Here is a 14447-nt window from a genome sequence, read left to right on the forward strand (position 1 = left end):
GGTATCTTATTTAGCATGAAGAAAAAATACAGACTTCAAAAAAGTTGACAATTTGATGAAATAATTAAATCGAAAAATCAACTAGTAAATAAATATTTAGTGCTTTATTATAAGCCTGCCAACGAGTTTAAACTTGGTATTACAGTTCCAAAAAAATTTTGTGGAGCATTTTGAAGAAACTATTATAAAAGGCAGCTAAAAGCAATCGTTCATTCATTAGATGTTTACGATATTAAATATCATTGTGTTTTAATTCTCAGAAAAGAATTCCTGACTGAAAATTATGCAACGAAATTTGATACCACTAAAGAAATGTTTAAGAAGTTAAAGAAATAAATTATGCAAGAATACAGATCAGATAATTTTAACTATTTTTCAAAAGAAGACCAAAACAAACAAAAACGTAAGAATGTTTGAAAAAAGGTTTGATTTTGAATTAAGATAGTTCTTTATATCTTTTTATTCGGTATAACTTTGACAGGTTGCGTGCAAAGTTGTACTATCAAGTCATCTAACTATACTGGTAATGGTGTTGAAATATATACTAGTGCACAGAATGTTAGCCCTCACGTTGCTACCTTTAAAGCAAACAATCTCTCAAAAGACGATACAAACAAATTGAAAGACCAAGGTGTTGATTTAGAAGCCTACGGATTAAATAACAAAAATAATGTAATGTCATTTAAATCTGATGCAGCTGCCAACTTCAACCTTTCACATAGATTTTATCGTGATCAACTAGAAGCCATTCGTAAACAAACCAAAGAATACGGTGGTGAATACGGTGCTTACAAAAACACAAACGTTGGTTTCCAACTTTATAACCAAAAGAATGAAATTATTGGTGGTAAAGAACAAGCTATAACCAACAAAAATGGCAAATATATCTTTGCTACAATGCCAGTTGGTGTTAGCGATGAAAAATTGCCAGCATATAAATATGAATCGATTTATAAACCAGGTGAATTAAAGACATGAGAATTTATTGACCCAGGTTTTAACTTTGATAAATACTTTCAATATGATGCTACTTCAAAAACTTACAAATTAGCATTGCCTAAAACAGGTGAAGATGCTAATAGAACTAAATTACTCATTCAAGGTAAATTTATAGATACTTTAAAAGTTCCTAATGGTAAGAAATCAGCAGATCTTGTTTTTGAAAAACCTCTTTCTGTTTTATCTGTATCAGCAGATAATCAATACTTTAGAAACGGAATTTACTCTGATAGATATGGCTTTGGTAAAGTAAGACGTGATATGTTTGAAACCTTAGCAAATAATACCTTCTATTCAGAAAACTCTATATTCTACAAAAAAGCTTTAGAAGAAGCCAAAACAAAATTTGGTGCATCTATTGATGATTATTCAAAACTTTCTAAACATGTGTTAGGTATCTTAGCTTCAAAAAATGAAGCACAATTACAAAGTTTAGAATTATCTCCAGTGTTATTTACAGCACTTAAAACATATACAAATAGCATTTCAGAATATGCTAATTCAGTTGGTTTTACAGCATTAGATCAATTCGATCCTATCAGAAAGCAAATTGCCGAAGAATACAATAAAACAGCTGTAGACTACAATAATCAATGAAGCGTTGTTCAAGCAGCTAAAGCTGCATATGATGCTAATAAAACTGATGCAAACAAAAAAGCTCTAGATGTTGCACAAGCTCGTTTAGATGAATTAAAAACTCTTCTTAGTCAACAAAACAAAAATTTAGATTCAACTAATAGAGTGTTAGCTACATCTCCAAATTCAGTTCTTGCTCCACAAGGTCAAAGCTTAAGCTCATTACCATTTACTGGTGAAACTCAAAGAGTTATAGCTAGCTGAGGAACTGCTTGAAAACTTGGACCATTCTACGGTTTATTCGTATGACCATTAGCTTGAGTTTCAGATAAATTAACAAGCTCAATTCCTGTATGACAAGGTTGAGGAACTATTCTAGCTCTTGTTATTATTACAATTGTGCTTCGTGCTACAATGTTTGGATTGACATTTAAATCAACTATTAACCAATCAAAACAAGAAGATCTTAAAGCTAAGAAAGCTAAAATTGATGCTAAATATGCTGAATTTAAGAATAATAAACAAATGAAAGCAAGACAACAAGCAGAAGTTGCTGAGTTGTACAAGAAGAATGGTATTAACCCATTAGATTCATTTGCTGCAATACTTATTTCATTCCCTGTCTTCATTGCTGTTTGACGTGTTATCCAATCACTTCCTGATATGAAATCGACAGTATGGCTTGGAATGTCATTCGCTGAAACATCATGGAGACGGCTATTCTTCAATGGTGAATGGCAATATCTCGGATTGCTGATTGTCGCGGCAGCCGTACAATCTATATCCCAATTCTTGCCTCAAATGTTGAACCACAAGAAATTCAAAGAACGTACCAACTTAGAAGAAGTTAAAGCACTTAAGAAACAAAATAAAACACAAATTATTATGGCTATTGTAATGCTTATAATGACGCTTATCTTTAGTGCCGGTGTTCAAATCTATTGAATTATTTCTGGTCTTTGAATGATAGGTCAAACTCTAGGTATTCACTACTTCAAGAAGAGTGCATATTACAGAAGAAAATTCTTAAATAAAGAAGCAAAAATATAATAATTTAGTCGGTGAAAACCGACTTTTATTTTGCTTTTATTGAAAAATCTCTATACCTTATATATAATATATAAATATATATTAAGGAGCAACTTATGAAAATTTACGATATAAAATCAACCTCACCATATGAAACATTAAATTTAGAAAATATTATTATGAGAGACCCTGATATTAAAGGTGATGTTTTATTATTTTACCAACACAAAAATGCAATTATTATTGGTAAAAACCAAAATATTTATGAAGAAATAAATGAACAATTTGTTAAAGACAACAATATAACTTTAGCTAGACGTAAATCAGGAGGTGGAGCAGTTTATCATGATTTAGGTAATTTAAACTTCAGCTTTATTTCTGATAAAAGTGATAACAATAGTTATCAAAAATTCTTAGAACCTATCATTGCTTTTTTAAACTCATTAGGTATTAAAGCAGAATTTCATGGGAGAAATGATATTTTAGCTAATGGTTTTAAAATTAGTGGTAATGCACAATATTTAGAAAAAAATAGAATTGTTAGCCATGGAACATTATTATTTGATGTTGATATGACTATTCTAGCCAAAGCTTTAAACCCTAACAAAATTAAATATGAATCTAAAGGTATTCAATCACATAGGGCAAGAGTGTCAAACATTAAAGATTTATTACCTGTAAAAATGTCTGTTCAAGAATTTAAGGATAAATTAATTCAATTTTTCTTGAAGGATCCAAATAATACACTAGAAGAAATTCCTCAAGATAAATACAAAAATGAATTTAACAAGTTAAAAGAATTATTCCAATCTAAAGAATGAATTTTTAATAGATTTGCTGATTTTACATACACTAATACTCAAAAGTTTCCTGGTGGTTTAATTACAGTTAAGGGTTTAATTGAAGAAGGAGTTATTAAACAAATAAAATTTGAAGGTGACTTCTTAAGCAAAAAAGATGTTTCAGAAATTGAACCATTATTTAATAATGTCGCTTATGATTCAAAAGAAATAGCAAAAGTACTTGATAAGATTAACCTTGAAGAATACTTTGGAACTATTACAAAAGAAGAGTTATTAACTTTAATAAAAGGATAATTATGGAAGCTTTTATTAAAATTAAAGATGATGAAATTCATTATACTTATGAACCAAACCCAAATAATTTACCGATAGTTTTATTTGTACACGGTTATAATGATAGTTCAAAAACAATTACTCCATTAACAGTTATTAAGAATCGAAATTATGTAGTTTATGCAATAGATTTACCAGGATGTGGTTTATCTAGTGCTTTACATAAGCCTATTACTTTAGAATATTATTGTTTAGTTCTAGAAGAATTTATTAAGCAAGTTTTTGGTGATAAACACATTAATTTATTATCACACTCAATGGGCTCTATTCCTTGCTTATATGCCTATAAAACAGACCAAATAGACAATTTCATAATGCTTACTCCGCTTAATTATTCCTTAGTTCATGACGCTAATGATTTGAACAAAAACATTAGACAATGATTGCTTCCAAAATCATATGAAGAAGCTTATGATGGAGTTATTCATTTAGTTTATGAACCTAATGAAGCATTTAAAGCTCATGCGACATTTTTGGCTAATAAGCTCTTTGTTAGAAAAGATATTATTAAAGAAAACTTTAATTATTTAGTTAATAATGAAATTCTAAATAACACATTTTTAGATAAGCACATCAAGCCATTATTTATCGAGTCAAAACCTTTTACATTGGTTTATGCTCAAAATGATAATTATGTTACAACCAAGCAAATTAATCATATTAAACCTGATTTACCACAAGTTAATTTTGTTGAATTAGAGCGCTGTGGTCATGCCGCTATCTTCCAAAAATCACATGAAATCAATAACTTAATTAACAAATTAATTAAATAAATATATATAATTAACAAATATGGAAAAAATTTATAATGCTTTTTTTGTCAATAGCGCTCGTCCAATATCAGCATGATTTATCATCATTTCTGGTATTTTAGGCGCTACTATGACAATTGTAATTGGATTACCCCAAGCTATTCACCTTTTTAAAACTAAGAAAGCAGGATTAGTTAAATACTATTCATTCTGAACTTTCTTTGCCGGAATTTTAGGTTGAATATTCCTTGGTGCTTTTGATCCAAATCAAAAAATTTTAATTTTAGTTATTGCTAATATTATTTGTGGTTTTATATACATCTTTGTGCTTTGACTTATTTATAGATATGCTGAAGACAGCAAAAGACAAAAATATCAATGAGTATCATTTGGAGTTGCTCTAGGCTCAATGATTTTAATTACTGTTTTAGCTATTTTAGGCTTAACATTAAATTTAAAAAATAACGAATTAGTACAAACTGTAGTAGCTCAAATTATTCCAATTTTAACAACTTTTGCTTTCTTACCTCAAATCTTAAAATCAATTGAAACAAAAGATTTTTCAGGTATGTCAATTGGAATGGTTATAGTTTTTGTACTTGCTAATGTATTTTGATGTACATATTGAATTTCATTTATTTTAAATGCTGGAGCTCAACCTCAATACATGAGTGCTATCACATGACAAGTACTTTCTTTATTACTTTATGTTGCCGTACTTATTATGATGATTGTACTTGAAAAGAAAAAGAAAATGAAGTTCAATCCTTCAAATGAAGAAGAACCATTTGTTCAACTTAATGGAGAATAATCTATGTACAAATCAAAATTAGATATTAAACAAACTCAGCAAGCTATTCAAGATTTAAAATTTGCTTTTACTAAGAAATTAAATAAAGAGTTAAATTTAACTAGAGTTTCAGCTCCATTATTTGTTTCTAGCAATTTAAAAATTAACGATGGTTTAAATGGAGATGAACCAGTTTCATTCTCGCCTAAACAATGATCATGCAAAATGGAAATTGTTCATTCACTTGCTAAATGAAAACGTGATGCATTAAAAAAATATAACTTTTCACTTTATGAAGGTTTATGAACTGATATGAATGCAATTCGCAAGGATGATGAAGTTGATTATAAACACTCACTTTATGTGGATCAATGAGATTGAGAATTAATTATAGACAAGAAAGATAGGAACTTAAATTACCTTAAAAAAATTGTCGAAATTATCTATGAATCAATTAGATATGTCGAAAATAAGATTGTATTTAAGAACCCTCAATTATCAGTTAAATTACCTAAAACTTTAACTTTTATTGATTCAGAAGAATTGTATAAAGAATATCCAAATATGACTCCAGAAGAAAGAGAAAATATTGTTGCTAAAAAATATGGTGCAGTGTTCATTTACAAAATAGGCTACAAATTACCTGACGGAGTACCTCATTCAAAAAGAGCTTTTGACTATGATGATTGAAATCTAAATGGTGATTTAGTATTCTATGATTCTATTAATGATAAAGCACTAGAAATTTCATCAATGGGTATTAGAGTTGATAGCGAGTCACTTAAAAAACAATATGAATATTTAAATAAAACCAAAAATGATTTAGGTTTATATCATGAACAAGTTTTAAACAATGAATTACCATTAACTATTGGCGGTGGTATTGGTCAAAGTAGATTAAGTATGTTTATTTTAGAGAAAAAACATATTGGTGAAGTTCAAGTAAGCGTATGACCTGAAGAAACTAGAGAAGAACTTAAAAAAGAAGGTATTATTCTTTTATAGTTTTCAAAATAATAAGAATATTTAATCCATACAATATTAAATATGAAGGGATAATTAGTTCCCTTCTTTTATTTTTTGCTTTGTTTGTACTATACACAAATAGCTATTTTATAGATATAAAAAGACACTTCCTTTTCGAAAATGTCTTAATAATTAGTAATAATAACTTCTTCTACGCATCCTCTTCCATCACCTTTTGAACTGATGAGTCTTCTTACTTCAATTACATGAATATTGAAATCTTTATAAAGCTCATTTATAAATGGAGTATTGAGATTAGATAGCATTAGTTTTACACCTTTTTTGTCTAGTTTTTTAAATACTTCAGCTAATCTTATTTGTTCCTCTTTTCCGAAACCGTCTTTTGAATAATCAACAAATCCTTTTTTATCAGGAAGAACATCGTAAGGAGGATTGAAGTAAATGAAGTCATCTTTTTTAGCACCTTTTGTAGCTTTTTCAAAATCCATCATTGTAATTTTGACTTTATTATTTGCAAAATAATTTTGTATATTACACAAATTCGTTGTATCAAATATCTTAATTTTTTGTTTTTTGCCTAAAGGAACATTAAAATATCCTTGACTATTAACACGATATAAACCATTAAAACAAGTTTTATTTAAATAAATCATTCTTGCTGCTCTTACATAATCAGGTAATTTATTATAGTTAGGATCTCTATCCATGTTTCTTATTTCATAATAATATTTTTTGGAGTGATTTAATTCATGTGTTTGTAATAATTCAATTAATTTTGTAAAACTTTTATCATTTTGAAAACAATTCAAAGTTATAATTAATTCTTCATTAATATCATTGATATGAGCTTTTTTAGGTGTTCAATTAAATAATAGAGCTCCGCCACCGAAAAAAGGTTCATAATATTCTTTAATAGTTGTAGGATTAGGCAGATAGTGTTTTAATTTATTAATAATTTGACTTTTACCACCTGCTCATTTTAAAAAAGGATGAATAATATATTTTCTTTCAATATCCATCAATTGCGAAAGAGGGACATTTAAAGCAGTACTTAATTTGTCAATGGTTTCTAATGTTACATTTGCTTTACCTTGTTCTATTTTAGAAATTTGAGATCTTTCAATTCCGGCTTTTAAAGCTAATTCTTCTTGTGAAAGCATTTCACCATTTCTAAGTTCTTTAATTTTTTCTCCAAATAATATTTTTATCATATATATCCTTAATAATATTATTGTGTAATAAAAAGCACAATATTAATAGTTCTATTATATATGTTTTGATCATAAAAATAAACAATATTTTTTATTTCTTGATTTTTTAATAAAAAGATATCTGATAGAGATTATTAATTAGTTAAAAATTCCTTAAATCACTTTAAAATAGACTTTTTAGTAAATTTTTAGTAAATAAAATTAATAAACAATATATAGATCAGGAACCTTTTAAAGTGGGTGACAATTGATTATGATTACTAGCAAAAACCTATACAAATTTTTACAAAATTATAGTTAAATTTTTAATTATTTGACAACATTTAATTCCAATTGAACTGATTTTTTGAACAAAATAAATATTTATACATTTGTTAAGTGAAATTCATAAATTAACTTTTTCTGAATGTATGATCATAATCTATATTTCATTATTAAATTCAAAATGATTTTAATATTTTAAAACTTAAAAACTCCATCAAATTACATTGTAAAACCCGGAAACTTTTAAAAGAATTACATTGTAAAACTTGGAAACTTTTGACAAAATTACATTGTAAAACTTGGAAGCTTTTAGAAAAATTACATTGTAAAACTTGGAAACTCTCGGAAGAATTACATTGTAAAACTTGGAAACTCTTGAAAAAATTACATTGTAAAACTTGGAAACAATTTTAAAAATTACATTGTAAAACCTGGAAACTTTTAAAAGAATTACATTGTAAAACTTGGAAACATATCGATAAATTTGGTATTTATAAGCGTGCTAGGAGGATCATTTAGCACCAAGACACTATTTATAAAGAATAATAAAAACACTCTTACATAATGTAAGAGATGTTAAAAATTACATTGTAAAACCTGGAAACTTATTTGTAATTTTTATATTTAATTAATTATTAAGGAACAATTTTAATAATTATTTTTTAAGCTTTTTTATTATTAGTATTAAATTGTTCATCTGTTAAAGCATAGAAATTGTTTGATGATAGCTTGTATTCAGTACCTGTACTCTTACTTTTTACAGTAGCTTCAATATAATAAATTCCAGAAGAATCATTATTCGCTTCATTAATTGTATGAAGAGCTGTATAAATATCAATATTTTCAATTGATCCTTCTTTTATTGTGCTTACACTATTATTTTTAAAGCTTATATATTTTAATTCGTAAGTACCTGTAAAGTTGGTTCAATCTCCACCAAGAGTTAATTGAATATTTGATTTTGCTAATTTTGATAATGATAGTTGATAGTTATTTCCGCTAGATAATCAATGTAATTTTAATTTAGGAACTGCTTCATTAACAAAATTAATTTGAACTTTAGGTGATTGAACTATGTTTTTATTATCAGCATATGATTTTGCAACAACATAAACATAAATTGATTTTTTGTCTTTAATTTTATCTTTTGGAATAACTAGATTATCAAATATAACATTTGAAAGCACTTGTGTATAAGAACCATCTTTACTATCTGCTAAATAAACATCATAAATTAAGTTTGAGTTTAATTTTGATACAGCACTAAAGGTATCAACTGCTTCAAATTCACTAAGACGTAATCCGTTATTATTCACCTCATCTTTAGAAACGCTTATTATATTTGGAATTTGATACATAAAGAAAATTTGAGGATTTTTCTTAATAATTCTAGCAATAACTTCTTTTTCAAATTCTTTAATTTCTTTAATATATTGACCAATTAAATTAGAATCACTAATATATTGCTTAAGCATTTTCATAGACATATTATTAAATTTAATTTTGTCGTTTAAGTCTATTTGATGGGCATTTTGACCAATTGTGAATGTAGATAATTTTGTTTTAGTAGTTAATAATTGGTTTACTAAATCAGTTCAATTTAAATTGCTTTCAAAAATTAATTGATGTTCCTCTGGCGTAAAATTGTAAGTAATTCAATTATTATTTGAAAGTTGAATAAATAATTTTTCATCTTGGATGTAGTAGTTAACAATTTTAGTGCCAGTTTCAATATTTTTGAGCTCAATAACTTGACCCTTTTTAATTTTTTTGTTATATACATAAAGTGATTTTTTATATGTGCCATTGTCTTTTAAAAAGATAAAGCTATCTCTAAAAGAAGTTAATAAAGGGTATCTTAGTTCTTCTTTTGGAACATAAGACATAATGAGTCTTGCCATATCTTGATCGCCATCAAGAAACTCTGATAATGGAACTTCAATTGGTTTATCTTGATTAAATCTTGTTTTAAAGAATGATTTTTTTCATTCTCTAGTTCCTTTTGAAAGAGTAGATCTTAAGCCATAATATCATCCTTCATAAAATTCAAATGAGCTTCTTTGGTCATAAAGGAGATTTTTATCTGCGTAGTCATTTCATAAGTAAGCATACATATTATCTTTACCAAAGACACTAAATTGGTTTTTCCCATTAAATATTTTGCCTAGTCATTGTTTACTATTTTTTACATCTCAAGGTAAATAGTTGAATTGATTATAGTGAAATTGTTGACCGTTTAATGGTGTATCATAATCGGCGCCAACAGGAAATATTATTTCATATCTTGATGCTGCATCCTTAGTATAAGCATATTGGTAATCGGTTTGTATACCTGAAGCAGATGTAGCATAAGTAGGATCTGATGCATATCAATATTTTTCATTTTTACCAGGAGCTTTTAAATAAACATATGAAATTTGGTGAAGAACATTGCCTGGGTTTTGACCTGTGATAACAGATAATGATGGAATTCCGGCTATATTTAAAAGTATTGAAAATGCAGTACTTACACTTGAACATACCCCAGCGTGGATATCTACCAAAATATTTATATCAACTTCAAGCATGTTGATATCATATTTAAATCAGTTAACAACATATCTTTGAAGTACGACCATTTTATCAAAATCACTCATTCCAGGTTTAATTAAATTAAGACCATTTCTAATAAATCTATCAAAACTTTCTTTCTTTTGACCATTAACCATTCATGGATATTGGATATTAACACGGTTGATATTTGTAACATATTTTTTATCACCGCTAAGGCTAAAAGTCATTTGTGGGTTTGCAGTAACAAAATTTGGATGTTCTTTTCAATCATATAGTAAGAGTTCTTGATAACCTTTAACCATTGATTCTGTTGGAATCTTTCTATCTCCAAATATGTATGATGAATTACCTAAACCATTGCCGCTATGTAAATGAACATATTTCTAATATCTTGGCTAGTAAGGAATTTAGTATCTTTTTTAATTAACGGAGCATTACCTCAATTTGTAATAGTTCCACGTTCATTAGGTTTTACCTCAAATGTATTAGGATTAATATATCCGGTTGTAGGATTAATTAAAGAAAAATTAATTTTAGAAACAACATTTTCATAGTCCGCTTTCACTAAAGCATCAAGGTCTTTTGGTGCTTCATCCACAGGCACAATAGGTGTTGGCTTTTCTTCGTCATGCTTAGGTTCAGTATTGTCATCTTTATGAGAAGGATCAGTTGGATTTGTTGTCGATCCACCGGTATTAGGGTTTGTTTTTCCTTCATCAGGTTTTGTTTTGTTTCCCCCTTCTGATGATGGTGTGGTTTTATCTTTTTCTTCTGTTTTATTTCCTTTTTCGTCAATTCCTGGTTTCTTTTGTTCGATGTCTTTTTTATCTTTAGAATCGATTATTTTGTCCTTATTTTTATCTTCTTGTGTTTTACATGACGATGAAATTATAGTAGGCATAAATGTACCTGCTAGTGCTAATGATAATAATTTAAATCCTATTTTCTTTTTTGACATATATTTCTCCTAACTTTGATATCCGTATTATATAGTATTTAATATAAATATTAGATTAAAAATAAAAGACCCAACACTTAAAAAAATGTTGGGCATTTTCTGTCCTTGGTTAAATAAAAATGCTAAAAAGAAAGGACAAGTTAATTATATATGAAAAAACGATAATAATCAACTTTTTTATAATACATGTTTTACATGATGGGTTAGGTATATTTATTTTATTAAATTAAGACCGTTCATTATTTAAATTATTACAATTTTATTGATATACAACAACAGGCAAGCATTTCCTAAATATCATTAAAAATAAGCTAATTAGTCAATTTGCTAATTCTAGAAAATTGCATTTGCAACGACATTTATACTATTTTTATTTTTTAAAAACAATTGCTTTTATGATCAATGTTTAATTTTTATATCCTTTTTATTTCTTCAATTTAGATTAGGACTTTTAAAACAGAAATGAACAGATATAAAAAAATTTAAAAAAATATTTTTGTTTCGTGTTTTTAATATATAATAATAACACATTTATTAAATAGCACATATGCCGATTTAGCTCAGCGGTAGAGCAGCTGGCTGTTAACCAGTTGGTCGCAAGTTCAATCCTTGCAATCGGCGCCATATGGTCTGTTGGTGAAGCGGTTAACACACATGGTTTTCATCCATGCACGCACGGGTTCGATTCCCGTACAGACTACCATTTTTTGGAGAGTTAGCTCAGCTGGGAGAGCATTACCCTTACAAGGTAGAGGTCATGGGTTCGATCCCCTTACTCTCCACCATGCCGTCTTAGCTCAGTTGGTAGAGCAACTGACTTGTAATCAGTAGGTCGTAGGTTCGAGTCCTATAGACGGCACCAAGACTTTGCTTCGGTGAAGATATTTTTTTATTTATTTAGTAGATGCGCATGTGGTGGAATTGGCAGACACGCTAGATTTAGGCTCTAGTGCTTCGGCATAAGGGTTCAAGTCCCTTCTTGCGCACCAAATCATTTTGATAATTCCTTAAACAAAAAATACCATTAAGAGGTATTTTTATTTTTTCATTTTTTGAATGCTATCTCCTTTGCGCATTCATCAAAAAGTAGTTTCTTAGCTAAATCATTATTTTTCTTAATTATTCTATAATTACTCATTAATGATAAAGAACCAACAATAGTGTTTTTTCAGCCGATCAAAATTTCAATATCATCCATTAAGCAATTAAAAGAGTGAATATAAAAGTTATATTTAAAAAGTATTTTATTTAATTGTTCATATCCTATATCTGTTTTCATATACTTCTTAAATATGATTTTTATCAAAAAGTTCAATTTGTGAACTTAAATGAGAAAAATAATATGTTTTTATCATATTTTTCCATTAATTAATGAATCAGCTTACTTTTAGACATAAAACTTCGGAGGTAAGAAAAAATGATTTTATATAGAATCGGAGAAATTATGCATAAAAATGGCTCGAATATTATTTTTGAGAGCCAAAGTGTAGGATATACAGGACTAATGCCAGAAGCTGATAGAGTGGAAAAAGGTCAAAAGTTAAAATTATATTTTTATGAAATAAAAAATGATTATTATCAAGCAACTTATTTATTTAGAGATTTTAAAGAAAGATTATTGTTTATTGACTTAGTTTCATTAAATGGTGTTGGACCAAGAATTGCATTTAACGTTCTTAATTTAGGTTATGAAAAAGCAGCTGCATTAATAGCTGCAGGTGATTTTGATTCATTATTAGAAACGCCTTATATGAATCCTAGAAATGCAAGATTAATTATTGCTGAATTACAAGACAAATGAAGAAAAATGATTAATCCAAAAGAAGTTTCAGAAACCATTGTAAGCACAAATAAAATAAATGAAACAAAAGAAACATTAAAAATGTTAGGTTTCAAAACTAAGCAAATTGATTTGGCTTTAACTAAATTAACAAGTTCAAACGATGTTGAAGCAATGGTTGAAGAAGCTATTAAAATAATTTCAGCAGGTACATATGAATCAACTGTCGCTTAGACCAAATAATTTTCTTGAATTCGTAGGTCAAAAGAAACTAGTTGTAACTATTCAAGCTATGATTAAAGGTTCTCGGACTAGAAATGAGACTCTTGATCATATCTTATTTTATGGACCACCAGGAACTGGTAAAACATCATTAGCAACAATAGTTGCAAATGAACTAGATGTTAAAATTCATTATTTACAAGGATCTTTAATAGAGAAAAAATCAGATATTTTAAGCGTTTTCGCAAATATCAATGATCACGATATTATCTTTATTGACGAGATACATAGCATTAATAAAAATGTTGAAGAGATTATTTATAATGCAATGGAAGATTTTACAATCGACATTATTCTCGGACCCGAAGGTAATTCAAAAGTTATGAGAATGAATCTTAAACCATTCACATTAATAGGCGCAACTACTAAACCAAATTTAATCAGTCAACCATTTAAAGATAGGTTTGGTTTTCATGCAAGATTGAGTCCTTATGATGAAGATGACATTGTTGAAATTTTAAAAAGAAGCAGATTAAAATTAGGTTTTAATGTACAAGATGATGTTTTAAGATTAATTACAAAATATTCTAGAGCAACACCTAGAGTTGCTAACCATTTATTAAAGAGAGCATTTGATTTTTCATTAAAAAATAATGGAAATGAAATCACAATGGATTCAACTTATTCAGCCTTAAAATATCTTGAATTATATGATTATGGTTTAACCAGAGATCATATTGATTATCTTGAATTATTGAATAATGTTTTTAATAGTCAATATGTTTCAATTGATTCAATTTCTGGAATTTTAAACATCAATAAAGATAATTTAATTAATGATATTGAGCCATATCTTTTATATTTAAAATTCATAGAAAAGTCGCCGAGAGGTAGAAGAATTACAACAAAAGGAATAGATTATTTATTAAAAGTTCATCTAAATATTAGGCAAGAATAAAATAAATTTTTAGCTTATGTTTTAGATGTTTTAAATAAAAAGTTTTAGTAGATTATTTAATTGTAAAATTGTTTAATTTAATTGTTTTATAGTGCTTTTAGAAAAATTAAGTAGTTTATTTTTGGTGTTTAAAAAGTTATATATATAATGGTTTTAATAAAACTAAAAAGCTGTATAGTAATTTTCGAAAAGTAGCAAATAGACTTTTTATAATTAATATTCAATATTTAAT

12 protein-coding genes and 5 tRNA genes are annotated in these 14447 nt (G+C 27.4%); 13 read left to right on the forward strand and 4 right to left on the reverse strand.

The window, feature by feature from the left end; translation table 4 throughout:
- The first annotated feature begins 15 nt into the window (after positions 1-15).
- The 6 genes from rnpA (at position 16) to asnA (ending at position 6287) form a co-directional block, all read left to right on the forward strand.
- A complete protein-coding gene (rnpA, locus tag ACJA22_RS00175; protein WP_406617136.1) occupies positions 16-336 on the forward strand; it encodes a ribonuclease P protein component in 321 nt (106 codons plus the stop codon).
- Between the two features lie 3 nt (positions 337-339).
- Positions 340-2625 (forward strand): membrane protein insertase YidC, encoded by a 2286-nt coding sequence (gene yidC, locus ACJA22_RS00180; protein WP_406617137.1) that lies wholly within the window; start codon positions 340-342, stop codon positions 2623-2625.
- Positions 2626-2720: 95 nt separating this feature from the next.
- The gene (locus ACJA22_RS00185; RefSeq protein WP_406617138.1) at positions 2721-3701 is read left to right on the forward strand and encodes a lipoate--protein ligase; all 981 of its coding nucleotides are present in this window, start codon (positions 2721-2723) and stop codon (positions 3699-3701) included.
- 2 nt (positions 3702-3703) lie between these two features.
- Positions 3704-4513 (forward strand): alpha/beta fold hydrolase, encoded by an 810-nt coding sequence (locus ACJA22_RS00190; RefSeq protein ID WP_406617139.1) that lies wholly within the window; start codon positions 3704-3706, stop codon positions 4511-4513.
- 19 nt (positions 4514-4532) lie between these two features.
- Entirely contained in the window at positions 4533-5303 is a 771-nt protein-coding gene (locus ACJA22_RS00195) for a PQ-loop domain-containing transporter (RefSeq protein WP_406617140.1), read from the forward strand.
- 3 nt (positions 5304-5306) lie between these two features.
- Positions 5307-6287, forward strand: coding sequence for an aspartate--ammonia ligase (gene asnA / locus ACJA22_RS00200; RefSeq protein WP_406617142.1), 981 nt, complete (start codon positions 5307-5309; stop codon positions 6285-6287).
- Positions 6288-6433: 146 nt separating this feature from the next.
- On the opposite strand, the gene ACJA22_RS00205 is transcribed toward asnA, so the two are convergent.
- The 3 genes from ACJA22_RS00205 to ACJA22_RS00215 form a co-directional block, all read right to left on the reverse strand.
- On the reverse strand, positions 6434-7480 hold the full coding sequence (locus ACJA22_RS00205) for a Dam family site-specific DNA-(adenine-N6)-methyltransferase (protein WP_406617143.1): 1047 nt from the start codon (positions 7478-7480) through the stop codon (positions 6434-6436).
- 926 nt (positions 7481-8406) lie between these two features.
- Positions 8407-10599 (reverse strand): hypothetical protein, encoded by a 2193-nt coding sequence (locus tag ACJA22_RS00210; protein ID WP_406617144.1) that lies wholly within the window; start codon positions 10597-10599, stop codon positions 8407-8409.
- 47 nt (positions 10600-10646) lie between these two features.
- Positions 10647-11255 (reverse strand): hypothetical protein, encoded by a 609-nt coding sequence (locus tag ACJA22_RS00215; RefSeq protein WP_406617145.1) that lies wholly within the window; start codon positions 11253-11255, stop codon positions 10647-10649.
- Between the two features lie 549 nt (positions 11256-11804).
- Here ACJA22_RS00215 and ACJA22_RS00220 point away from each other — a divergent pair.
- From ACJA22_RS00220 to ACJA22_RS00240, 5 genes are all read left to right on the forward strand, one after another.
- Positions 11805-11879 (forward strand) — tRNA-Asn (locus ACJA22_RS00220).
- 3 nt (positions 11880-11882) lie between these two features.
- Positions 11883-11958 (forward strand) — tRNA-Glu (locus ACJA22_RS00225).
- 6 nt (positions 11959-11964) lie between these two features.
- Positions 11965-12040, forward strand: a tRNA-Val gene (locus ACJA22_RS00230).
- A 1-nt stretch (position 12041) separates the two neighbouring features.
- A tRNA-Thr gene (locus tag ACJA22_RS00235) sits at positions 12042-12117 on the forward strand.
- A gap of 44 nt (positions 12118-12161) precedes the next feature.
- A tRNA-Leu gene (locus ACJA22_RS00240) sits at positions 12162-12244 on the forward strand.
- 35 nt (positions 12245-12279) lie between these two features.
- Here ACJA22_RS00240 and ACJA22_RS00245 read toward each other — a convergent pair.
- The gene (locus ACJA22_RS00245; protein ID WP_406617146.1) at positions 12280-12534 is read right to left on the reverse strand and encodes a hypothetical protein; all 255 of its coding nucleotides are present in this window, start codon (positions 12532-12534) and stop codon (positions 12280-12282) included.
- 138 nt (positions 12535-12672) lie between these two features.
- Between ACJA22_RS00245 and ruvA the strand changes: the two genes are divergently transcribed.
- A complete protein-coding gene (ruvA, locus tag ACJA22_RS00250) occupies positions 12673-13269 on the forward strand; it encodes a Holliday junction branch migration protein RuvA (RefSeq protein ID WP_406617147.1) in 597 nt (198 codons plus the stop codon).
- Entirely contained in the window at positions 13250-14215 is a 966-nt protein-coding gene (ruvB, locus tag ACJA22_RS00255; RefSeq protein WP_406617148.1) for a Holliday junction branch migration DNA helicase RuvB, read from the forward strand. Before ruvA ends, ruvB begins: the two co-directional genes overlap by 20 nt.
- Positions 14216-14447: the final 232 nt, after the last annotated feature.

Origin of the sequence: Mycoplasmopsis adleri (assembly GCF_045276205.1) — a bacterium.
Lineage (GTDB): Bacteria > Bacillota_I > Bacilli_A > Mycoplasmatales > Metamycoplasmataceae > Mycoplasmopsis > Mycoplasmopsis adleri.